This window comes from Streptomyces argenteolus (assembly GCF_042902585.1).
Taxonomy (GTDB): domain Bacteria; phylum Actinomycetota; class Actinomycetes; order Streptomycetales; family Streptomycetaceae; genus Streptomyces; species Streptomyces argenteolus.
In genome coordinates this window covers 1,088,015-1,110,303 of the sequence record NZ_JBIBEG010000002.1, presented here as the reverse complement: position 1 = coordinate 1,110,303, position 22,289 = coordinate 1,088,015, and the positions used below count along the sequence as shown (strand labels likewise).

At 73.3% G+C, this 22,289-nt stretch carries 19 protein-coding genes; 8 read left to right on the top strand and 11 right to left on the bottom strand.

The genetic code is table 11. The annotated features are described in order from the left end of the window. Positions 1–52: 52 nt before the first annotated feature. From ACFY8O_RS11525 to ACFY8O_RS11515, 3 genes are all read left to right on the top strand, one after another. Positions 53–1,264: a pyridoxal phosphate-dependent aminotransferase gene (locus tag ACFY8O_RS11525; RefSeq protein WP_387900769.1), complete on the top strand. Its 1,212-nt coding sequence runs from the start codon at positions 53–55 to the stop codon at positions 1,262–1,264. Beyond that, a complete protein-coding gene (locus ACFY8O_RS11520; protein WP_387900767.1) occupies positions 1,261–1,869 on the top strand; it encodes a peptidase in 609 nt (202 codons plus the stop codon). Before ACFY8O_RS11525 ends, ACFY8O_RS11520 begins: the two co-directional genes overlap by 4 nt. A gap of 114 nt (positions 1,870–1,983) precedes the next feature. Beyond that, positions 1,984–2,475: a DUF3574 domain-containing protein gene (locus ACFY8O_RS11515; RefSeq protein ID WP_387900765.1), complete on the top strand. Its 492-nt coding sequence runs from the start codon at positions 1,984–1,986 to the stop codon at positions 2,473–2,475. A gap of 101 nt (positions 2,476–2,576) precedes the next feature. Here ACFY8O_RS11515 and ACFY8O_RS11510 read toward each other — a convergent pair whose 3' ends face one another. The 3 genes from ACFY8O_RS11510 to ACFY8O_RS11500 form a co-directional block, all read right to left on the bottom strand. Further along, on the bottom strand, positions 2,577–3,854 hold the full coding sequence (locus tag ACFY8O_RS11510; protein WP_387900763.1) for an SWIM zinc finger family protein: 1,278 nt from the start codon (positions 3,852–3,854) through the stop codon (positions 2,577–2,579). Next, positions 3,851–6,760: a DEAD/DEAH box helicase gene (locus ACFY8O_RS11505; protein WP_387900761.1), complete on the bottom strand. Its 2,910-nt coding sequence runs from the start codon at positions 6,758–6,760 to the stop codon at positions 3,851–3,853. Before ACFY8O_RS11505 ends, ACFY8O_RS11510 begins: the two co-directional genes overlap by 4 nt. A gap of 334 nt (positions 6,761–7,094) precedes the next feature. Next, positions 7,095–8,135, bottom strand: coding sequence for a slipin family protein (locus ACFY8O_RS11500; RefSeq protein WP_387900759.1), 1,041 nt, complete (start codon positions 8,133–8,135; stop codon positions 7,095–7,097). A 222-nt stretch (positions 8,136–8,357) separates the two neighbouring features. Here ACFY8O_RS11500 and ACFY8O_RS11495 point away from each other — a divergent pair, with 222 nt between their 5' ends. Then, positions 8,358–8,714, top strand: a complete 357-nt coding sequence (locus ACFY8O_RS11495; RefSeq protein WP_387900757.1) for a hypothetical protein — start codon at positions 8,358–8,360, stop codon at positions 8,712–8,714. Here the strand turns inward: ACFY8O_RS11495 and ACFY8O_RS11490 are convergent. From ACFY8O_RS11490 to ACFY8O_RS11480, 3 genes are all read right to left on the bottom strand, one after another. Next, entirely contained in the window at positions 8,696–9,172 is a 477-nt protein-coding gene (locus ACFY8O_RS11490) for a DoxX family protein (RefSeq protein WP_387900755.1), read from the bottom strand. The genes ACFY8O_RS11495 and ACFY8O_RS11490 overlap by 19 nt on opposite strands. Positions 9,173–9,327: 155 nt before the next feature. Next, entirely contained in the window at positions 9,328–10,026 is a 699-nt protein-coding gene (locus tag ACFY8O_RS11485) for a class I SAM-dependent methyltransferase (RefSeq protein WP_387900753.1), read from the bottom strand. 38 nt (positions 10,027–10,064) lie between these two features. Beyond that, positions 10,065–11,195, bottom strand: a complete 1,131-nt coding sequence (locus tag ACFY8O_RS11480) for an ADP-ribosylglycohydrolase family protein (protein ID WP_387900752.1) — start codon at positions 11,193–11,195, stop codon at positions 10,065–10,067. 87 nt (positions 11,196–11,282) lie between these two features. Here ACFY8O_RS11480 and ACFY8O_RS11475 point away from each other — a divergent pair, with 87 nt between their 5' ends. Beyond that, positions 11,283–11,567 carry a DUF6343 family protein gene (locus tag ACFY8O_RS11475; RefSeq protein WP_167526126.1) on the top strand — a complete coding sequence of 95 codons (285 nt, stop codon included), beginning with the start codon at positions 11,283–11,285 and terminating at the stop codon, positions 11,565–11,567. Positions 11,568–11,590: 23 nt separating this feature from the next. Here the strand turns inward: ACFY8O_RS11475 and ACFY8O_RS11470 are convergent, their stop codons facing one another. The 4 genes from ACFY8O_RS11470 to ACFY8O_RS11455 form a co-directional block, all read right to left on the bottom strand. Continuing rightward, positions 11,591–11,959: a tetratricopeptide repeat protein gene (locus ACFY8O_RS11470; RefSeq protein WP_145802325.1), complete on the bottom strand. Its 369-nt coding sequence runs from the start codon at positions 11,957–11,959 to the stop codon at positions 11,591–11,593. A gap of 235 nt (positions 11,960–12,194) precedes the next feature. Continuing rightward, a complete protein-coding gene (coaE, locus tag ACFY8O_RS11465; protein WP_145802323.1) occupies positions 12,195–12,797 on the bottom strand; it encodes a dephospho-CoA kinase in 603 nt (200 codons plus the stop codon). A gap of 43 nt (positions 12,798–12,840) precedes the next feature. Further along, positions 12,841–13,779, bottom strand: a complete 939-nt coding sequence (locus ACFY8O_RS11460; RefSeq protein WP_145802321.1) for a PAC2 family protein — start codon at positions 13,777–13,779, stop codon at positions 12,841–12,843. Between the two features lie 81 nt (positions 13,780–13,860). Continuing rightward, entirely contained in the window at positions 13,861–15,384 is a 1,524-nt protein-coding gene (locus ACFY8O_RS11455; RefSeq protein ID WP_387901120.1) for a flavin monoamine oxidase family protein, read from the bottom strand. 367 nt (positions 15,385–15,751) lie between these two features. On the opposite strand from ACFY8O_RS11455, the gene ACFY8O_RS11450 reads away from it, so the two are divergent. Then, a complete protein-coding gene (locus tag ACFY8O_RS11450; protein ID WP_387900749.1) occupies positions 15,752–16,711 on the top strand; it encodes a right-handed parallel beta-helix repeat-containing protein in 960 nt (319 codons plus the stop codon). 98 nt (positions 16,712–16,809) lie between these two features. Here ACFY8O_RS11450 and rpsA read toward each other — a convergent pair whose 3' ends face one another. Then, positions 16,810–18,321, bottom strand: a complete 1,512-nt coding sequence (gene rpsA, locus ACFY8O_RS11445) for a 30S ribosomal protein S1 (RefSeq protein WP_014156844.1) — start codon at positions 18,319–18,321, stop codon at positions 16,810–16,812. Positions 18,322–18,717: 396 nt separating this feature from the next. Here rpsA and ACFY8O_RS11440 point away from each other — a divergent pair, with 396 nt between their 5' ends. Together ACFY8O_RS11440 and hrpB are read left to right on the top strand one after the other, a co-directional pair. Then, on the top strand, positions 18,718–19,545 hold the full coding sequence (locus ACFY8O_RS11440; RefSeq protein ID WP_387900748.1) for a class I SAM-dependent methyltransferase: 828 nt from the start codon (positions 18,718–18,720) through the stop codon (positions 19,543–19,545). 45 nt (positions 19,546–19,590) lie between these two features. Then, positions 19,591–22,107 carry an ATP-dependent helicase HrpB gene (gene hrpB, locus ACFY8O_RS11435; RefSeq protein ID WP_387900746.1) on the top strand — a complete coding sequence of 839 codons (2,517 nt, stop codon included), beginning with the start codon at positions 19,591–19,593 and terminating at the stop codon, positions 22,105–22,107. Positions 22,108–22,289 lie beyond the last annotated feature (182 nt).

The following is a 22,289-nucleotide window of genomic DNA, read 5'->3' as shown; positions in this document are numbered from 1 at the left end:
AGCCCGAGCTTGGTAAAACCAAGTATCGCAATTCGGGTCGGGGAGGCACCGCATGGAGTTCCGGCAGTCCAGCAAGCTCAACGAGGTCTGTTACGAGATCAGGGGCCCGGTCATCGAGCAGGCCAACGCGCTCGAGGAGGCGGGCCACAGCGTGCTCCGCCTCAACACGGGCAATCCGGCGCTCTTCGGCTTCGAGGCTCCCGAGGAGATCGTCCAGGACATGATCCGGATGCTCCCGCAGGCGCACGGCTACACCGACTCGCGCGGCATCCTGTCCGCCCGCCGCGCCGTCGCCCAGCGCTACCAGGCGATGGGGATGGCCGAGGTCGACGTGGACGACATCTTCCTGGGCAACGGGGTCTCCGAGCTGATCTCCATGGCCGTGCAGGGTCTCCTGGAGGACGGTGACGAGATCCTGATCCCGAGCCCCGACTACCCGCTGTGGACCGCGGTCACCACGCTCGCGGGCGGAAAGGCCGTGCACTACACGTGCGACGAGGGGGCGGACTGGAATCCGGACCTCGCCGACATGGCCTCGAAGATCACCGACCGCACGCGTGCCATGGTGATCATCAACCCGAACAACCCGACGGGCGCGGTCTACTCCCGCGAGGTCCTCGACGGCATGCTCGACCTGGCGCGCAGGCACGGCCTGATGGTGTTCGCCGACGAGATCTACGACCAGATCCTGTACGACGACGCCGAGCACCACAGCGTGGGGGTGCTGGCTCCGGATCTGCTCTGCCTCACCTTCAGCGGCCTGTCCAAGACGTACCGGGTGGCGGGGTTCCGCTCGGGCTGGATGGTCGTGTCGGGCCCGAAGCAGCACGCCCGCAGCTATCTGGAGGGGCTCACCATGCTCGCGTCCATGCGGCTGTGCCCCAACGCCCCCGCCCAGTACGCGATCCAGGCGGCGCTCGGCGGCCGGCAGTCGATCCGTGAGCTCACCGCGCCGGGCGGCAGGCTCCACGAGCAGCGCAACCGGGCCTGGGAGCGGCTGAACGAGATCCCGGGGGTGTCGTGCGTCAAGCCGAAGGGCGCGCTGTACGCCTTCCCCCGCATCGACCCGAAGGTGCACGCGATCGCCGACGACGAACGGTTCGTCCTGGATCTGCTGCTGCGGGAGAAGATCCAGGTGGTGCAGGGCACGGGCTTCAACTGGCCGCGCCCTGACCACTTCCGCATCCTGACCCTGCCGCACGCCGACGACCTGGACGCGGCGATCAGCCGCATCGGCCGCTTCCTGAACGGATACCGCCAGTGACCTGCCGGACCTGCCGTGTCCCCGTGCAGACCCAGTTCGCCTCACCCGGCCTGGTGGGCGCGATCGTGGAGGAGGGGATCGACCCGGCCGGGGACCCGCGCTGGGCGGAGTCGGGCGCGGCCTCCCCGGCCGACTACGCCCGCTGGGCGGGGCATCTGTGCGGGATGACCTGTCTGCGGATGGCGCTCGGCACCGGCGCACCGTCCCTCTTCGCCCTGCGGGACGGCGCGTTGGCGTACGGCGCGTACACCGAGGACGCCGACGGGGTGATCAGGGGGCTCATCTACGCGCCCTTCGCCCGGTACGTCTCGGAGGTCCACGGCCTCGACGCCGTCGTCCACCGGGAGCTCTCCCCCGCCGCGGTCCTCGGCCTGCTGGACGAGGGCCGCACGGTCATGGCCTCGGTGCACCACGGAATCCGCCACCCCGAGCGCCCCGCGCCCGGCCGGGGCGGCCATCTGGTCCTGCTCACCGCCCGCACCGACGACGGCGTGCACTTCCACAACCCGTCGGGGACCACCGCCAAAACGCGTGCCGCCACCCTTCCGGTCCCCGTCCTGGAGTGCTTCTTCGCGGGGCGCGGGGTGTCCCTGCCCGGCGCCTGACCACTCACCGGTACGGGTGGTCCGGCCGCGAAGCGGGTGTCCTGCCACGCCGTCGCGGGGTGTCCGTGCCACCGTGGGCGCCGGCCAGGCAACCGACCGCCCGGGGAGACCGACGTGCCGCGTCCGCGTACCGATCCGAAGCCGTGCCCGAAGCGTTCGGCCCGGCGCACCGCGCTCACGGCCGCCGCCGCGACCTGCGCCGTGCTGGCCGCGGGGACCCCGATCGCGTACGCCACCCTCGGCGACGGGACTCCCCCCGCGACGGCCGCGCGGGGGACGGCGTACGTCGAGACGCGCCTCTTCTTCGGTACCGAGCGGCCTGACGGCGGGCCCGATGTGACCGGGCGCCAGTTCTGGGCGTTCGTGGACCGCCATGTCACGCCGTCGTTCCCCGACGGGCTCACGGTCCAGGAGGGCCGGGGGCAGTGGCGCGACTCCCACGGGGTGATCGAGCGGGAGCGTTCGTACGAGCTGATCCTGCTGTACCCGGCGTCCGAGGCCCGGACGCGGGACACCCAGGTCGAACGGATCCGCGCCGCGTACGAGCGTGCCTACGCCCAGGACTCGGTGGCGCGGCTGGACGAGCGCACCCTCGCGGACTTCTGAGGGCGGGGCGGACTCCACGGCGCTCGTGCGCCGTTCCCGGAACCGGCCCCGCGGCGTCCGCAGGCGTGGATGCTCCCCGTGGGCCCATCTCTGCCGCGGCGTCAGCGCCGCACGGCGGTGAGTGTGGTGACCGGGTCGGGGTCGGGCGTGGCCCGGGGCCACCAGTCCTCCTCGCCGGCGTCGGACTCGTAGCCGTACCACCGGCCGTCGCGGCCGAAGCGGAGCTGCAGTGTGCCTCTGGCGTCGGTCAGGTGGTTGCGCCAGGGCTGGAAACGCGGGAAGTCCGCGGCGGCCAGGGCGGGCCGGGCCCGGTCGAAGGGCCCGGCAGGCGGGTCCCACGGGTGCTCCAGGACGTCCAGGCCCTCCGCGCCGCCCTGGCGCCAGGCCGCGACGGCGCGGGCGAGGTCGGTCGTGGTGCGGCCGGTGGCGAAGGCCAGCTCGCGGTAGAGGGCGCGGGTCGTGGCGGTGAGCCCGGCGGTGGGCCGGGACGCGGCGATGCGTACCGCGTCCTGCCAGGTGCTGAGCCCGGCGAGCGGGTCGTCCCCGGTGGTGAGGAGGGCGTGGGCCCGGGCTGCGGCGTCCGTGGCGAGGTGGTCGAGGCCGAGCGGGTCCCGGGCACCGGGCAACTCGGGGTAGGACGGCGGCTCACCGGGATACGGCGGCAGGGGCAACGGCGCGGGCAACGGCGGCAGGAAGCGGTCGGCGAGGGCCTCCGTGGCCGGAACCGAGGGCATGGCGGGTGCGTCGGGGCGTTCCCGGGCGGAGTGCTCGGCGTTGCGGCGGCCCAGCTCGTCGAGGAGTTCGCGCTCGCCCCGGCCGCGCATCAGCAGCAGGACGAAGGGGTCGCTGTCCAGGAGCCGTGCCGTCTGGTAGCAGAGGGCGGCCACGTGCTTGCAGGGCCAGCCACGGTCCGGGCAGGAGCAGTCCGGATCCAGGTCCCCGGCGGTGGGCAGCAGCCGGATGCCCGCCTCGCCCGCCGTGTCGACCAGGGAGTGCGGCATCTCCTTGTCGAGCAGCGAGGCCAGGTGCCCGGGCCGGGCGGCGACGGCGTCCAGGAAGGTGTCCCAGTCGGACGCGGAGAGCGTACGGAGGCGGAGCTCCGCCCGGTAGGGGCGCGGGCGGCTCCCGTGGACGTAGGCGATGACCCGGCCGGGGGTGACGGTGATCCCGGCGACGTGACCGCCGTCGGCGTACGTACGCCCGCGTCCGAGGCGTCCCTCGTCCATCGACAGGGACTCCAGGGCGTCCACCCAGGCCCGGCCCCACCAGCTGTCGGCGAACGGCCCCTCGGCGTCGGAGGCACGGGCGGGCACCGCCTCGAACGAACGCCGCAGGTCGTCAGGGCCGGGGCGGGGCGCGGGGCCGGCGCCGGGGCTCATGACGCCCTCCGGAGTGAGACGAGATCGGCCAGGTCACGGTCGCTGAGCTCGGTCAGGGCGGCCTCTCCCGAACCGAGCACCGCGTCGGCGAGGACCCTCTTGGACGCCAGCAGTTCGCTGATCCGGTCCTCGACCGTGCCCTCGGCGATCAGCCGGTGCACCTGCACGGGCTGGGTCTGGCCGATGCGGTACGCGCGGTCGGTGGCCTGCTCCTCGACCGCCGGGTTCCACCACCGGTCGTAGTGGATGACGTGGGCGGCCCGGGTGAGGTTGAGGCCCGTGCCGGCGGCCTTGAGGGAGAGCAGGAAGACGGGGGCCTCGCCGGACTGGAAGCGGTCCACCATCCGCTCCCGCTCTGCGACCGGCGTGCCGCCGTGCAGCAGCTGGGAGGGGATGGCGTGGGAGGCGAGGTGGGCGGAGAGCAGCCGGGCCATCGAGACGTACTGGGTGAAGATCAGGACCGAGCCGTCCTCGGAGAGGATGGTGTCGAGGAGCTCGTCGAGCAGGGCGAGCTTGCCGGAGCGGCCGGCGAGCCGCGTCGGCTCCTCCTTCAGATACTGCGCGGGGTGGTTGCAGATCTGTTTGAGCGATCCCAGCAGCTTCATGATCAGCCCGCGCCTGGCGATGCCCTCGGACTGCTCGATGAACGCCATGGTCTCGCGGACGGCCGCCTCGTAGAGCGTGGCCTGCTCGCGGGTGAGGAAGACGGGGTGGTCGGTCTCCGTCTTGGGCGGCAGCTCGGGCGCGATGCCCGGGTCGGACTTCTTGCGGCGCAGCAGGAAGGGGCGGACCAGCCGGGACAGCCGCTCGACCGCCTCCTCGTTGCCCAGCCCCGCGGCCGTGCCGGTGTTCTCGACGATGCGTGCGTGCCGTGCCCGGAAGGCCTTGAGCGGGCCGAGCAGTCCGGGGGTGGTCCAGTCGAGCAGGGCCCAGAGCTCGGAGAGGTTGTTCTCGACGGGGGTGCCGGTCAGGGCCACCCGGGCGGGGGCGGGGATGGTGCGCAGCGCCCTGGCCGTGGAGGAGTGCGGGTTCTTCACGTGCTGCGCCTCGTCGGCGACGACCAGTCCCCAGGTGTGCGCGGCGAGTTGCTCCGCGCTGGAGCGCATCGTGCCGTACGTCGTGAGGACGAAGCCGGCGTCCGCGCCGGTGAGGCTGCGGTCGGCGCCGTGGAAGCGGCGGACGGGGACTCCAGGCGCGAAGCGGTTGATCTCACGGTGCCAGTTGCCGAGGAGGGAGGCCGGGCAGACGACGAGGGTGGGGGCGGTGTGGGCGCGGTGCAGGTGCAGCGCGATGACGGTGATCGTCTTGCCCAGGCCCATGTCGTCGGCGAGACAGCCGCCGAGTCCGAGGGAGGTCATCCGGTCGAGCCAGGCCAGGCCGCGCAGCTGGTAGTCGCGGAGGGTGGCGTCCAGACCGGGTGGGGCGGGGAGCGTGGCGTGCTCGTCCAGGAGGCGTGCGCGGAGTGCGGCGAGCGCCCCGGCCGGTACGGCCTCGACCTGCTCCCCGTCGACCTCGGCGGAGCCGGTCAGGGCGACGGCGAGCGCGTCGACGGGGTCCAGGAGCCCGAGCTCCCGCTTGCGCGCCTTGCGCACGAGCGCGGGGTCGACGACGACCCACTGGTCGCGCAGCCGCACCACCGGGCGGTGCGCCTCGGCGAGGGTGTCCATCTCCGCCTCGGTGAGCCGGTCGTCCCCCAGGGAGAGCTGCCAGTCGAAGGCGAAGAGGTGCTCGGCGTCGAAGAACGAGGTTCCGTCGGTGGCCGACCCCGGCGCCGGCCGGACGACGGCCGCGGCGGTGAGCGACCGGGCGAGCTCGCGCGGCCAGTGGACCGCGACCCCCGCAGCCGCGAGCCGCGCTCCGGCGTCACCGATCAGTTCGTAGAGCTCGTCCTCGGTGACGGCGAGGACGTCGGGCACCGGCTGGTCCAGCAGCCGTTCCAGGGGCGGCCAGACCCGGGCGGCGCGGCGCAGGGCGAGCACGGCGTCGATCCGCGCCCTCGGCCCGAACGGCTCGCCTGCCTCGCCGTTCCACAGCATGGCGGCGTCGGTGACGTACGTCGGATCGGCCAGGCTGTGCACCTGGGTGATGGCGGCGGCGGCATGGCGGGAAGCGGACGGGGCACTCTGTGCGTCCCCGCTCCCGGGCTCCTCCGCCTCTTCGGCGGAGGTGTCGAAGAGTGCGTACGCCGACAGGTCGAGGCGCAGCGAGACCCGCACCCCCGCGTCGAGGCCGGCGGCGACCTCGACGGCCCAGGCGCGGGCTTCCGGCAGCCGCTGCGGCTCGCGGGCGGCGAACGGCGCTCCCATGGCGTGGGCGGCGGCAGGTGTGCGGGGCAGGGTGTCGGCGACGGCGTCGATGAAGGCACTGATCAGCGCACGGGCCTCGGGCACCCGCAGGGGGGCTGTGCCCTCGATCGGGACCGCGTGCCCCTCGGGCGGCATCGCGGCGGCGACCGCCCTCAGATGCGCGACGTCCTCGGCGTCGCGCGGCCCGGCCCGCCAGGCGTCGTGGTCGTCCGCGGTCAGACCGGGCAGGAGCCTGCCGCGCGCCACGAGGCCGAGGGCGTGGACGGCGGCAGCGCCCCAGGCGCGGGTGGCGGGGTGGGCGACGGCGCGGTGCCGTGCGCGGGCCAGCAGGGGCACCGCCTCCTCCAGGGGGAGCGACACGCAGGACACGGTGCGGGAGCGGACGCCGTCGGCGCCGTGCCGCACGACGACCGTGAACTCGGCGACGGAACGCGCCGGCTCGCCCTCGGCGGGGAAGACCGTGCCCGGGACACCGAGGCCGGCGCTGCCGTCCGGGTCCCAGAAGGCGATCCGGCCGTCACGGGGAAGCACACCCGGCAGGAACACCGCGGCGCACCGGAGCAGCCGGTCCACGGCCGCGTCCTGCGTCTGCCGCACCATGCTCCCCACCCCTCTCCGCCTCGGTCGTGTGGCGTTTCCCCTGCTCCCGTGAGTCTAGGCGGGGGGTGTGACAGCGCCCGTCCCGCCCGGGCCCGGCGGCTGCGGGCGGGACGGGCGGCACGGCTCTGCGGGCGGGGAGCGGAACGGCACCCCCGGGACGGAACGGCCGCACGCGGGCCTGGCTCCGGAAGCGCCGGAGGTAGGGACGCCGAGAGCACTGCCGGGCACGGGCGAAGCCACGGCCCCGTGACGCGCGCGTACGGGGCGCGGGCCGGACACGCCGGATCCGGCGCACCAAGACCGGCCTCGCCGCACCCGGAGCACCGGCCTGCGGTCAGTGGCGGGTGAACGGCTCGGAGCGCCGCCGGCCCGAGGGCTGCTCCGTGTCGAAGTCCTCCGGGTCGAAGTCCTCCGGGTCGAAGTCGGGCACCGGGCCCGGGCCCGCGAGGGGCTGTTCCGTCATGAACCGGTCCGGCTCGTCCTGTTCCGGCGTGGGCCGCACCGGGCCGGAGCGCTCGGCACCGGGCTCCCGCGTGCCGTCCGGGACGCGCGGCTCCTCGGCGGCGGGCCCGGCCGCGTCCTGCCGGGGGCCGGAGACCTCGGGCGGCTGCTGCCCCTGCTGGGCGCGTTCCAGGAAGCGCAGCAGTTCGACGGGGAAGGGGAGCACCAGCGTGGAGTTCTTCTCGGCCGCGACCGCGACCACCGTCTGCAGCAGGCGGAGCTGAAGCGCCGCGGGCTGGGTGGACATCTGCTGGGCCGCCTGCGCCAGCTTCTTCGAGGCCTGCAGCTCGGCGTCGGCGTTGATGACCCGGGCGCGCCGCTCACGGTCGGCCTCGGCCTGGCGGGCCATGGAGCGCTTCATCGTCTCCGGCAGCGAGACGTCCTTGATCTCCACCCGGTCGATCTGCACGCCCCAGCCCACGGCCGGGCTGTCGATCATCAGCTCCAGCCCTTGGTTGAGCTTCTCGCGATCGGACAGCAGATCGTCCAGATCGCTCTTGCCGATGATCGACCGCAGGGAGGTCTGAGCCATCTGCGAGACCGCGAACCGGTAGTCCTCCACCTGGACCACCGCGCTCGCCGCGTCCACCACCTTGAAGTAGATGACGGCGTCCACCCGCACCGTGACGTTGTCCCTGGTGATCCCGTCCTGGGCCGGCACGGGCATCGTCACGATCTGCATGTTGACCTTACGGAGCCGGTCGACCCCCGGGACGATCATGGTGAAACCCGGCGGGCGCACCTGGTCGTGCAGCTTGCCGAGCCGGAGCACCACGCCCCGTTCGTACTGCTTGACCACGCGCGCCGCGGCCATGGCGTACGCCACGCATCCCGCGATCACCGCCACCAGCGCGACTACCAGCTCCTGGACCATCACGGCCCCCTGCGTCCGGGAGTGCGTTCCCGCACCCACTCGTCATGCGTCTATTAACACGATATGCCCTGTTTGCGCATCCTCGAACCTCTGTCCGGGTGCCCGCGGCCCCGGCCGGCCGCGCCCCGGATGCCGGTGCGCGGGGGAACGGGCAGGGTGGCCAGCGCCAGCACGTCTCTGTGACGTACCGATGAGCCGGACGAGCAGACGAGGACCCCGCCCATGTCCGTGACCGCGCCCCCCACCGTTCTCCGCCGCCGCGCCGGCATCGCCGCCGGAGCCGCCCTGCTCACCCTGACCGCCACCGGCTGCTCGGGCCTCGGGCGATCAGCGGTGGGACCGGTCTCGTACACGACGGACCGGGACAAGGTCGTCACCGTGCACAGCCCCTCGGTGAAGGGCTGCCACGCGATGCCGCCCGCCGGAGCGAACGCGATCGACAACCGCACCCTCGTCGACATCGTCCTCTACCCCACCCGCGACTGCTCCGGGCGGAGCACCGCCTACGTCGCCACCACGTTCTCCGACGTCAACGCCCCGCGAGCGCTCCCCTGGCGCAGCTACCGGTTCATCCACTGACCGGACCGGGGCGCCCGGCCCCGGCCGCCGCGCAGCAGAGCGAACAGCTCCGCGGTCCCCTCCCGCCGGTCACGGGCGATCATCACGACCAGGACGACGAGCAGCGCGGGCATGACCGCGTTCGGGGGGTCGAGCAGCGTCAGCTGGACCACGGCGGCGCCGGCCAGCAGCCCGGCCAGGGCGATCGCCGCCACCCCGGCGAGCAGGGGGATCAGCAGGGCGACGGCGCCGGCCAGTTCCAGGCCCCCGATCGTGTACATCGCCTCGCTGCTCCAGCCCATCCGGTCGAACGAGGCGACGGCCGATTCGTGGGCGACGAGCTTGGCCACGGCGCTGAAGCCGAGGAACAGCGCGAGGGCGGCACGGGCGCCGGTCAGCGCGACCGCTGCGGTACGGCGGCGCGGCCCGGCGGCGGGATCCGGTGCGGTGAAGGCGGCGGACGGGGTGGCTTCGGACATGGAGGGCTCCTCGCGGGACGTGCGCCGGGGGGTGCGGCCCTTGCCGCACCGCGTCCCGGCGCTCACGGAAGGTCAGACCTCCCGGAGCTCCGGAACTCATCGCCCGCCGGACCTCGGACCCGCCTCCCTCCGGAGTCCGCGCCGAGCGCTCGCGCTCAGGGCTTCCCCGGGCGGGCGAGCACCCACGTGCCGTCCGGAGTGAGACAACGGTCGACCGCGAGCCCCGCCTCCTCCAGGCACGCCTCGAACTGCTCCACCGAGAGAGCGCGCGAGCGGAAGGTCTGGGTCCAGCGGGCGTCCTCGAAGACGTACTCCGCGCGGACCTCGTCCACCCCGTCACCCAGAGGCTCCGCCGACAGGATCCGTATCGTGCACCCCGCCGCCAGGTCCTCGCGCTCCCGGGGGAGGTCGCTGTGGTAGTCGGCGCCCTCCCGCTGGACGAGCACGACACCGTCGTCCTTCACATACCTGCGGCAGGTCCTCAGGAGTCCCTCTCGCACCCGGTGATCGCTCGTGTGCACCAGGAAGGACCCGAGCACCACGGCGTCGAACCGCTCCCCGCCCAGGTCCAGGGACTCGATCGGGCTCCGCACCGTGCGCGCGCCCCGCACCCGCTCCAGCATCTGCGCGGATTCGTCCACGGCCGTCACGACGAAGCCGAGTTCGACCAGCGGATGGGTCACCCGCCCCGCCCCGCAGCCCAGTTCGAGCACGCTCGCGCCGGGCGTCACGGCCGAGCGGATCACCTCCGGTTCGGTGCCGGCGGACAGGCGTGCGTACAGCTCGACCGCGCAGCCGTCGGGGGTGATCGCGCCGGGCCCCGCCCCTGTGTGTCCCTCACGCATCAGGCTCATACCCGGCAGAACGTCCCGCCGGGGTCCGGCGTTCCGCCTCAGTGATGCGGATAGCGGCCTTCCGGCCACGCCACCTGGTCCGTCTGCCGGCCGAACTCCAGGCAGAGGTCGTCGGCGAGTTCGGTGATCACCGACCGGCCCTCGGTGACGGCCAGCCACGAGGCCGGGAGAGCTACGTCGCCGTGCCGCGCCCCCAGCAGATTGCCGCAGACCGAGCCGGTGGAGTCGCTGTCCCCCGAGTGGTTGACGGAGAGAAGGAGCGCCTCGGACACGTCCTCGGCACGCGGCAGCACGAGCGCGCAGTACACGGCGACGGCGAGGGCCTCCTCGGCGACCCAGCCCGCGCCCAGCGACTCGACGCGCTCGGCGGTCGGCCTCCCCCGGGCCGCGAGGTCGACCGCCGCACTCAGCGCGGCCGTCGTCTCCTCGTGGCCGTCGCGGCGGGACAGCAGGTCCATGGCGCGCAGCACCGCTCCTGCCGGGGAGTCGCCCTCCAGGAGGTAGGTGACGATCGCGGCCAGCGCGCCCGCCGCGTACGCCCCCGTGGGATGGCCATGGGTGATCAGCGCGCACCTGGCCGCCAGCTCGAAGCCCGTCTCCGCGTCCTCGCCGAGCAGCCCGAAGGGCGCCGACCTCATGACGGTCCCGCAGCCCTTGGAGTGGGGGTTGACGGGGCCGGGCCGTCCGAGCGGGACGCCCGGTTCCGGGGCGTGGCCGGCCGCCAGTCCCGTGAGGCACGCGTTGCCGGGCGCCCGGCGCGCGTACAGCCAGGGCTGCTGCCTGAGCCATCCCGTCCGTACGGGATCCTCGCCCTCACGCGGCGGCGGGGACATGTGATTCTGGGTGTCGAGCCAGCGCAGGTAGGCGTTGCGCACGATCTCGGTCTCGGCTCCCCCGACGCCCTTGGAGGCCGCCCGGGCGTGCGCCCTGATCAGTCCTTCGACCGTGAAGAGCGTCATCTGGGTGTCGTCCGTGATCCGCCCGACGGCCCCGTCGGGGTCGGCCGCCGGTCCTCGCAGGCCGCGCGGCCCGTGAGCACGGCGGATGCCGTCGAGCGAGAGGAACTCGACCGGATTGCCCAGCGCGTCCCCGACCGCACCGCCCAGCAGCGCGCCCCGCACCCTGGACCGGCGGGCGACGTCCGCGCCCCATGACGTGCTGCCCCTCATCGTGTGCCCCTCCCCGTCGTCGCCGCGGTCCGCTCCCCGCGTCTGCTTCCGTATGCCGCGCCGCGGGTTCATGCTGGAGAAGAGGCGATGGTGATGCGTACCGGAAGTGAACCGTCCACCGCACGCAGCCCCCTGCGGATGCGGCTGACGCTGAGTGTATGGGGCATGCTCTGGGCCGCGTTCGGCCTGGTGGCCTTCGTGTGGACGGGACGCCCGGGCTGGGCGACGGCCTGCGGGGTGCTGCTGGCGATCACGGTGACGGACTTCTGCCTCGTCCTGCGCCACATCCGGCAGGGCCCGCACTATCAGCCCGGCCGGGACATCCCGCCGTACGAGCCGGACCGGGGCGGAACGGGCCGACGTGCCCGCTGACGCCGCCCGGCCGGCCGTCGCCGTCAGGGGCGGTCGTCGAAGCGGGCGGCCCGCAGGTATTCCGGGTTCGGGTCGAGGGCGGCGGCCAGCCGGAAGTGGCGGGTGGCCTGCTCGGGGCGCCCGGCGCGCTGGAAGGTGCGGGCCAGGGCGAAGTGCGCGAAGGCGTTGTCCGGCTCACGCTCCAGGACCAGCTCGAACTCGAGCTCGGCAGGGCGCAGTTGGGCGGCGGCGAAGAAGGCGCGGGCCCGCAGCAGGCGGGCGGCCGTGTTCTCCGGGTGGGCGGCGATCACCGAGTCGAGCAGCTTCACCGCACCCCGCGGGTCCCGCGCCGCGAGCAGCTGCTCCGCCGCACGGAAGTCGATGACATGCGTTTCCGGGTTCCTCTCGGGCACGGACCTATCCTTCCCTTCGCCTTCCGGTCTTCAACATCCGGCCGGGGGCCCGTATTCCGCCGCCCGGGGAGACGGCCGGGCGCGGCCGGGACAGGCCGGGGCCACGGCGTGAGCGCGCGCAGACACCCGGACACGCCATGAGCCGGACAGCGCGCCGCGAGCGGACGGGACGAGCAGGGGGACCGAGCGGGAGGAGCAGCCTCCCGGCCGGGAGCAGCCCCGGCCGGGAACGGGATCAGCCCGTCGCGGCGCGGGCGGTGAGCTCCGACCAGACCGCGCGGACCTGCGGTTCCAGGTCCTCCAGCGGCCCGTCGTTGTCGACCACGAGGTCGGCGACGGCCAGCCGCTCCTCGCGGGTGGCCTGGACCGCCATCCGCGCACGGGCGTCGGATTCCGTCATGCCGCGCAGCCGGACGAGCCGGTCGAGCTGGGTGCCGGGGCTCGCGTCGACGACGACGACCAGGTCGTAGAGGGGAGCGAGGCCGTTCTCCGTGAGCAGGGGTACGTCGTGGACGACGACCGCGCCGGGTCCCGCGGCCCGCTCCAGCTCGGCGGAACGCGCCCCGACGAGCGGGTGCACGATGCCGTTGAGCGTGGCCAGGCGCGCGGAGTCGGCGAAGACGATCGCGCCGAGCGCCGAGCGGTCCAGGGAGCCGTCGGTGTTGAGGATGTCCGGACCGAAGGCCTCGACGACGGCGGTGAGTCCGGGGGTGCCGGGCTCCACGACCTCGCGCGCGATCCGGTCCGCGTCGATCAGCACGGCTCCGTAGCGTGCGAGCAGCCGTGACACTTCGCTCTTGCCGGCGCCGATCCCGCCGGTCAGGCCCACTTTCAGCATGGGCCGAGCCTAGCCTCCGGCCGGCGGACGGCCGGAGGCGCGCTCAGGAATCGCCCTCGCGTTCCGCGAGGAAGCGTTCGAATTCCCTGCCGATCTCGTCCGCCGACGGCAGGTCGACCGGCTCCGCGACGAGGTTGCCCCGCGTCTCGGACCCCGCGACCGCGTCGTACTGGTGCTCCAGTCCCTCGACGAGCGCGACGAGCTCCTCGTCGCCCTGGCCGATCTGGCGGTCGATCTCCGTCTGGGTACGGTGCGCTTCCGTGCGCAGGGTGTGCGCGACGCTCGGCAGCACCAGTCCGGTCGCCCCCGTGATCGCCTCCAGGGCGGTCAGCGCGGCGTCCGGGTAGGCGGACCGGGCGACGTAGTGCGGCACATGGGCGGCGACACCGAGGACGTCGTGCCCGGCCTCCATCAGCCGGTACTCCACGAGCGCCTCGGCCGAGCCCGGGACCTGCGCCTCGTCGAAGGGGCTGCGGTGGCCGGGCATGAGGTCGGTGCGATTTCCGTGCGGGGTGACGCCGACGGGGCGGGTGTGCGGGACGCCCATCGGGATGCCGTGGAAGTTGACCGAGAGGCGGACACCGAGCCGTTCCACGATCTGCTCCACCGCGACGGCGAACCTCTCCCACTCCACGTCCGGCTCCGGCCCCGACAGCAGCAGGAAGGGGGCGCCGGTGGCATCCTGCACGACCCGGACGTCCAGGGTGGGCGCCTCGAACGACGTCCACCGGTCACGCTTGAAGGTCAGCAGCGGGCGGCGCGCCCGGTAGTCGACGAGCCGGTCGTGGTCGAAGCGGGCGACGATCTGGTGCGGCAGCGTCTCGAGCAGGCCGTCGACGATCTGCTCGCCGGTCTCACCCGCGTCGATGTATCCGTCGAAGTGGTAGAGCATGACCAGGCCGGCCGACTCCTGGGCGAGCGCCATGTCGACGACGGCCAGGCCCTTCGGCTCCCATTCGTACAAACTCTGCGGTTCAGGCACGGTTACCGCTCCTCCTCGTGTTCCTCGACAAGAACACCCTGCCCGGCCACGGCATTCCCGATCGCCCCGCTCCCCGTCCGGTCACGCGAGGACGCGGGTGTGCAGTGCCGTCACCGCCTTCCGCGCGGAGGTGAACGCCCCGTGCTGCCAGGCGTCGGTGTGGCTGAGATGGTCGCCGGCGAAGTACACATGTCCGGCAGGGCTGTTGAGCGGCGCGAAGGCGGGGGCGTCGGGCCCGCCCGGCAGGGAGTGCCAGGACGCCTCCACGTAGGGGGTCTGGCGCCAGTGGTGGGAGAAGGACGCGGCGAGTTCCGTGCGGTACTTGTCGCCGTGGATCTTCACGCCCTGGGCCACGGCCCGCGCCTCGCGCTCGCGCGGCGTGAGAGCGGCGTACGCGTCCGCACGGGAGCCGGTGTTGTAGTACCCGATGACGGTTCCCCGCTCGCCGAGATGACCGTAGGACGGGTACCAGATGTGGGAGAGGTCCATGTCCGTCTCGGTGATGCCGCCGAAGATCCGGTGGTCCGTCTCCCACCAGCGGCTCCGGTACTCCAGCCCGATCTTGCCGGCCGAGGACGGCGCGCAGGCCTCCAAGGCGGCCTGCACGGCGGGACCGAGGTTGTGGGAGGTCTTGGCCAGGATGTTCGGCGGCAGTGCGGCGATGCAGTAGTCCGCCTCGATGCGGCGGGTGCGGCCGGACCGGGTGTAGGTGACGGTGACGCCGTGGGCGGTGTCGGTGATGTCGGTGACGGCCGCTCCGGTGAGGACCCTGCGCTCCCCCACCGCGCGGGTGAGGGCCGCGGGTATCCGGTCCATGCCGCCGACCGGCTGGAACATGAGCATGGCCTGGTCGTACTCGAACTCGAACGAGAAATAGCGCCCGACCCCGCTCGCGAAGACCTCCGACGCGGTCGGCACGGAGCCGAGTTCCTCGCCCGGGGTACCCGCGGCGGCCGGGTCCACGCGATAGCCGCGCCGGGAACTGCCGGTGTAGTCGAGTGTGTCGCCGATGTCACCGAAGTCCTTCAGGAAGTCCAGGAGCCGCTCCTGGTCCTCGGCGGTGATCTCCCGGTCGAGCGCACCCTTGTCGCCGGCCTTGGCCAGGAGTTCGGCGACGTAGCCGTACATGTCGGCCTTGGCGGTGCGATAGCGCACCGGGGCCTTCATGCCCGCCTTCTCGTTGAAGAGGTAGGCATTGGCGTTCTCGTTGGTGAACACCTCGACGGGCACACCCAGTTCGCGGCAGTAGTCGAGGGTCACCATCCACTGCGGGATGCGGCCGGGCCCCGCGTTCATGTACTGGCCCTCACTGAAGCGGGCGGTCTGTTCGTTGCCGTAGGTGTCGGTGGTCGAATCCCCGCCCCGGACGGTGAAGTTGCGCCCACCGGTGCGGCCCCTGGCCTCCAGGACCGTACAGTCGTAGCCCGCCTTGCCCAGCTCGTAGGCGGCCGCGAGACCCGCGATCCCCCCGCCGACGACGACGACCTTCGCCGCGGCTCTTCCCTTCAGCGAGAAGTCACCCGGGCGCGGGGCGCGGAAGGCGGGTTCACGGCCCGCCGCCTGGGCGGTGGGCGCGAGGCCGAGTGCGCCCATGGTGGCGAACATGGCGCCCGCTCCACCGGTGATGCCCACACTGCGGAGGAAGCTGCGGCGGCTGGCACCCGCCGGGCCGGCGGGGGCCGGCGCGACGCGTGAGGCATGCGAGAGGTGAGTCATGACCAAGCTCCCCTGGTGATGCGGACGTTGCGCCGGATCCTGACAAGACGGTGTTACGGGCCGTCAGCGACTCGTGTATCCCACACGTTTCCTCTTGCGCTCACGCGGGGCCCGCCCGGCCCCTTCGACGGTCCGGCCCATTGGTCCAGACCTTGACATGCCCACCACCCATCCCTACCGTCACCGTCAGCTTCAGAGTCCCGATCTGCGTTCACGTACGAGAACTTCTGGACTTCTCCGACGGGAAGGCACCCCCATGCGCACCCGCACACTGATCCCCGCTCTGCTGACGGCCGCACTCGCCGTGGGCGCCCTGCCCGCCGCCACGGCCGGCGCCGCACAGGCCGCGGTCATCGAGGTCGGGACGGCGGCGCAGCTCAAGGCGGCGCTCGCCGCCGCCGCCCCCGGTGACACGATCCACCTCGCCGACGGCACCTACACGGGCAACTTCAAGGCGGCCGTCGCCGCCACTCCGGCCGCGCGCATCACCCTGACCGGCTCCTCACGGGCGGTCCTGACCTCGGGCGGCGGCTACGGCCTGCACCTGAACGGCGCGTCCTGGTGGACGGTGCGGGGGCTCACGGTCACCGGCGGGCAGAAGGGGATCGTGACCGACGCGGCGGACGGCGTCGTCATCGACTCGGTGACGGTGCACGACCTCGACATGGAGGGCGTCCACTTCCGCAGGTCCAGCCGGGACGGCACCGTCATGAACTCCTGGATCCACGACACGGGACACGACGGGCGCGGCATGGGAGAGGGCGTCTACGTCGGCTCGGCGGGCGACCTCACCGACCGCAGCGACAGGGCCAGGATCATCGGCAACACCATCGGCCCGGGGGTCGGCGGTGAGAACGTCGACATCAAGGAAGGCACGACCGGGGCGCAGATCATCGGCAACACGTTCGACGGCGACGGGCTGACCGGCGCCAACTACGACGACTCCTGGGTCGACGTGAAGGGCAACGACGTGCTGGTCGAGAACAACCGGGGCGTACGCACCACGAACAACGGCTACGAGACGCACACGCAGCAGAGCGGATGGGGCTGCGGCACGGTCTTCCGCGGGAACGCCTCGGACCTGAGCGGAGCCACCGGTGGGCAGCAGCTCGCCGTGCATGTCACGAACCGGAGCGCGGCCTGCCCCACCACCGTCCACGCCGACAACACGGTCACCGGCGGAAAGGGCCTGACGAACATCCCCGTCACCCCCTGACCTCGTCCGGGTACGCGTGAGGCCCGCCCCCCGGAGGGGACGGGCCTCACCTACAGCTCTACAGCTCTACGGCCGATGAGCGGCTGGAGGTCGGAGCGTCAGCTCTGGCCGCCCGCCAGCTTCTCGCGCAGGGCAGCCAGGGCCTCGTCCGACGCCAGGGCGCCGGAGTTGTCCGCGGACTCCGAGGAGTACGAACCGCCACCGCTGCCACCGGAGGCAGCCGGGGCAGCGCCGGCCGGGGCGGCAGCGCCCTCGGCAGCGGCAGCCTCGTCGGCCTCGCGGGACTTGATGACCTGGGCCTGGTGCTGCTCGAAGCGCTGCTGCGCCTCGGCGTACTGGGTCTCCCAGACCTCGCGCTGCGCCTCGAAGCCCTCGAGCCAGTCGTTGGTCTCGGGGTCGAAGCCCTCGGGGTAGATGTAGTTGCCCTGGTCGTCGTAGGACGCGGCCATGCCGTACAGGGTCGGGTCGAACTCGACCGAGGCCGGGTCGCCACCGAAGGCCTCGTTGGCCTGCTTCAGCGAGAGGCTGATGCGACGGCGCTCGAGGTCGATGTCGATGACCTTGACGAAGATCTCGTCGTTGACCTGGACGACCTGCTCCGGGATCTCCACGTGGCGCTCGGCCAGCTCGGAGATGTGGACCAGACCCTCGATGCCCTCGTCGACGCGCACGAACGCACCGAAGGGAACGAGCTTGGTGACCTTACCGGGAACGACCTGCCCGATCTGGTGCGTGCGGGCGAACTGCTGCCACGGGTCTTCCTGCGTCGCCTTGAGCGACAGGGAGACGCGCTCGCGGTCCATGTCGACGTCGAGAACCTCGACGGTGACCTCCTGGCCGACCTCGACAACCTCGGAGGGGTGGTCGATGTGCTTCCAGGACAGCTCGGAGACGTGCACGAGACCGTCGACGCCACCCAGGTCCACGAAGGCACCGAAGTTGACGATCGAGGAGACGACGCCGGAGCGGACCTGACCCTTCTGGAGGGTCGTGAGGAACGTCTGGCGGACCTCGGACTGGGTCTGCTCGAGCCAGGCACGGCGGGACAGGACCACGTTGTTGCGGTTCTTGTCCAGCTCGATGATCTTGGCCTCGAGCTCCTTGCCCACGTAGGGCTGGAGGTCGCGGACACGACGCATCTCGACGAGCGACGCCGGGAGGAAGCCACGGAGGCCGATGTCGAGGATGAGACCACCCTTGACGACCTCGATGACGGTACCGGTGACGATGCCGTCTTCTTCCTTGATCTTCTCGATGGTGCCCCAGGCACGCTCGTACTGAGCGCGCTTCTTCGAGAGGATCAGGCGGCCTTCCTTGTCCTCCTTCTGGAGAACCAGGGCCTCGATCTCGTCGCCGACCTTGACGACCTCGTTCGGGTCGACGTCGTGCTTGATCGAGAGCTCGCGGCTCGGGATGACACCTTCGGTCTTGTAACCGATGTCGAGGAGAACCTCGTCCCGGTCAACCTTGACGATGACACCGTCAACGATGTCGCCGTCGTTGAAGTACTTGATCGTCTCGTCGATCGCCGCGAGGAACGCGTCCGCGTCGCCGATGTCGTTGACCGCAACCTGCGGAGTGGTGGCGGTGGTCTCGGTGCTGCTCGTCATGTGGGAAAGGGCTCCGGTACGGACAGTGAGTCGTAGGTACTGCTACGCCGAAAGCCCGTATCGCCTCTGCAGAAGCCGGACAGCCTGGAGGGCACCCAACCTGTACCGGATAGGCACCTCGACAACCGAGGGGACATGCAACAGACGCGAGCGCGGCCTGCTAGGTCTGAAGCGCGCAGGCTCGCAGCGCAACTTGTAGCATACGGGGGCAGCCGGACAGGGTCAATGCGCGAAGGCGCACACCCGGGGCACAACGCCCCAATCCCGGCACAACTCACGTTCACCGAGGCCACATCGGTCACAGCGGCGTGGTGCGCGCACACGAGCGTACTCACCCGTACGGCCCGTGGAGCACCCGCGCGAGGCGGGTGAAGGCAAACTACAACGACGGGCACGATGAGCCAAGAGATCTACGGGTCCGAACCCGAGGCGACCCGGCGGAACGCCGGCGCGGCGGAGAGCAGCAGGGCCAGCCGCGGCTGGTGGGACCGGAACGCCGACGAGTACCAGAGCGACCACGGGACCTTCCTCGGGGACGACCGCTTCGTCTGGGGCCCCGAGGGGCTCGACGAGGCCGAGGCGGCCCTGCTGGGCCCCGCCGCCGGGCTGAAGGGCCTGGACGTCCTGGAGATCGGCGCGGGCGCCGCCCAGTGCTCGCGCTGGCTCGCCGCGCAGGGCGCCCGTCCCGTGGCCCTGGACCTCTCCCACCGCCAGCTCCAGCACGCCCTGCGCATCGGCGGCGGCGTCCCCCTGGTGGAGGCCGACGCCGGACGCCTTCCCTTCCGGGACGGCTCCTTCGACCTGGCCTGCTCCGCCTACGGCGCGGTGCCCTTCGTCGCCGACCCCGTCCAGGTCTTCCGCGAGGTACGCCGGGTCCTGCGGCCGGGGGGCCGCTGGGTCTTCTCGGTGACGCACCCGATCCGCTGGGCCTTCCCCGACGAGCCGGGGCCCGAGGGCCTCTCGGTCGCCGCGTCCTACTTCGACCGCGTGCCGTACGTGGAACAGGACGAGCACGGTGAGGCGGTGTACGTGGAGCACCACAGGACGCTCGGCGACCGGGTACGGGACGTGGTGGCCGGCGGCTTCCGGCTGGTCGACCTCGTGGAACCGGAGTGGCCGGACTGGAACGACCAGGAGTGGGGCGGCTGGTCCCCGTTGCGCGGCCATCTGATCCCCGGGACCGCGATCTTCGTCTGCGAGCGGGACGGCCGCGACGGCGCCTAGGCACCGGGTGGCCCGCCGCGGGGGGCGGCGTACGAGACTGGGGGCGTGATCCGTACCGACGCGCTCGACCAGCTGCCCGTCCGCACCGCCGTGCCCGCCCTGGAGCGGGCGCTGGAGGAGCGGGGGGCCGCGGTGCTCTGCGCGCCGCCGGGGACCGGCAAGACGACGCTGGTGCCCCTGGTGCTCGCCGGGCTGACCGGTGGCGGTCCCGTGCGCCGGGTCCTGGTGGCCGAGCCCCGGCGCATCGCCGCCCGGGCCGCCGCGCGGCGGATGGCGTGGCTGCTGGGCGAGGCGCCGGGCGGCCGGGTGGGGTTCACGGTGCGCGGGGAGCGCGTGGTGGGGCCGGACACGGTGGTGGAGGTCGTGACCACCGGGGTGCTGCTCCAGCGGCTCCAGCGCGACCAGGAGCAGGCCGGGGTCGATGTGGTGATCATCGACGAGTGCCACGAGCGTCACCTGGACGCGGACACGGCCGCCGCGTTCCTGCTCGACGTACGGGAGACGATCCGCCCCGAGCTGCGCCTGGTCGCCGCGTCGGCGACCACCGACGCCGAGGGCTGGGCCCGGCTGCTGGGCGGCGCCCCCGTCGTGGAGGCCCGGGGCGTGTCGCATCCGGTCGAGGTGGTCTGGGCACCGCCGGCCGGCCCCGTGAGGCCGCCGCACGGGATGAGGGTGGACCCGGCGCTGCTGACGCACGTGGCCGCCGTGGTGCGCCGGGCGCTCGCCGAACGGGACGGCGACGTGCTGTGCTTCCTGCCCGGGGTGGGCGAGATCGCACGGGTGGCGGACCGGCTCACCGGCCTGGACGCCGAGGTGCTCCAGGTGCACGGACGGGCGCCCGCCGCCGTGCAGGACGCGGTGCTGGCCGGGTCCTCGCGGGGGCGCAGGGTGGTCCTGGCGACCTCCGTCGCGGAGTCGTCGCTGACGGTGCCCGGCGTGCGCGTCGTCGTGGACTCGGGTCTCGCCAGGGAACCCCGGACCGATCACGCGCGGGGGCTGAGCGCGCTCACGACCGTGCGGGCGTCCCGGGCGGCCGGGCGCCAGCGGGCGGGCCGTGCGGGGCGCGAGGCCCCTGGCACGGTGTACCGCTGCTGGGAGGAGGCCGAGGACGGACGGCTGGCCGCGTTCCCCTCCCCCGAGATCAAGGTGGCCGACCTGGCGGCCTTCGCGCTGCAGGCGGCCTGCTGGGGCGACCCCGGGGCCGAGGGACTGGCCCTGCTGGACGCCCCGCCCGCCGGGGCCATGGGGGCGGCGCGTGAGGTCCTGGAAGCGGTGGGGGCGGTGGACGCGGCGGGCCACGCGACGGCCCGCGGCGTACGGATGTCACGCCTCGGCCTGCATCCCCGGCTGGCCCGTGCCCTCCTGGACGGAGCGGACGAGGTGGGCGGGCGCCGGGCGGCGGAGGTGGTGGCGCTGCTGAGCGAGGAGCCGCCCCGGGAGTACGGCGACGACCTGGCGCACGCCCTGCGCACGGCGCGGCGGGGCGGGGACGGCTACGCGGCGCGCTGGCGGCAGGAGGTGCGGCGCCTCTCGCGGTTCCTCGGCTCCGGCGCGGACACGGCTGCCGGGCCGGACGACGCCGCCGTGGGGCTGGTGGCGGCGCTGGCCTTCCCGGAGCGGGTGGCACGGGCCCGGGGCGAGGGGGCGTTCCTGATGGCGTCCGGCACGGGGGCGGAGCTGGGGGACGGCTCGCGGCTGCGCAGTGCGCCCTGGCTGGCCGTGGCGGTCGCGGACCGGCCCGCGCACGCCGCGTCGGCGCGGGTGCGGCTGGCGGCCGTCCTGGACGAGGGCACGGCGCGGCTGGCCGCCGGGCATCTGCTGTTCGCGGGCGAGGAGGTGCGCTGGAGCGGCGGAGACGTGGTGGCGCGTTCCGTGGAACGCCTCGGCGCCGTCGAACTCTCCGCGCGCGCCTTGCGCGAGCCGGCGCCCGGCCTGGTGCGCGGGGCGCTGCTGGAGGGCCTGCGCCGCGAGGGGACGGGGCTGCTGCGGTGGACCCGGGACGCCGAGCAGCTGCGGCTGCGGCTCACGTTCCTGCACCGGGTGCTCGGGAAGCCGTGGCCCGACGTCTCGGACGGCGCGCTGCTGGTACGGGCCGGGGAGTGGCTGGAGCCCGAGCTGTCACGGGCCCGGCGCAGGGCGGACCTGGGGCGGATCGACGCCGGGCAGGCGCTGCGGCGGCTGCTGCCGTGGGCGACGGGCGACGCCGCCCGGCTGGACGAGCTGGCCCCGGAGCGGATCGAGGTGCCGAGCGGCTCCAGGGTCCGGCTGGAGTACGGCGGGGAGCAGCCCGTACTGGCGGTGAAGCTCCAGGAGCTCTTCGGGCTGCGCGAGACCCCCCGGGTGGCCGGGGTACCGGTCCTCGTCCACCTGCTGTCGCCCGCCGGACGGCCGGCGGCGGTGACGGCGGACCTGGCGTCGTTCTGGCGGGACGGCTACAGGGGCGTACGGGCGGAGCTGCGGGGCCGCTACCCGAAGCATCCGTGGCCCGAGGACCCGACGACGGTGGAGGCGACCCGTTTCACCTCCGCGCGGCCGCGACGCGACCAGGGCCGGTCGTCCTGAGGACGGCGCTCGGGGCGGGATCGTGCCGGGCGGAACGACGCGCCCGGGCCGGGGGCGTGCCGGGCCGGGGCCCCGGTGGCGCCGGACCGATCGGGACCACACCGCCGGGCCGGGCGGGTCAGCCGTGCCGGGCCGGACGACGCGACCGGGGCCACCGGCCTGACGTCGCGGGGGCCGAAGCC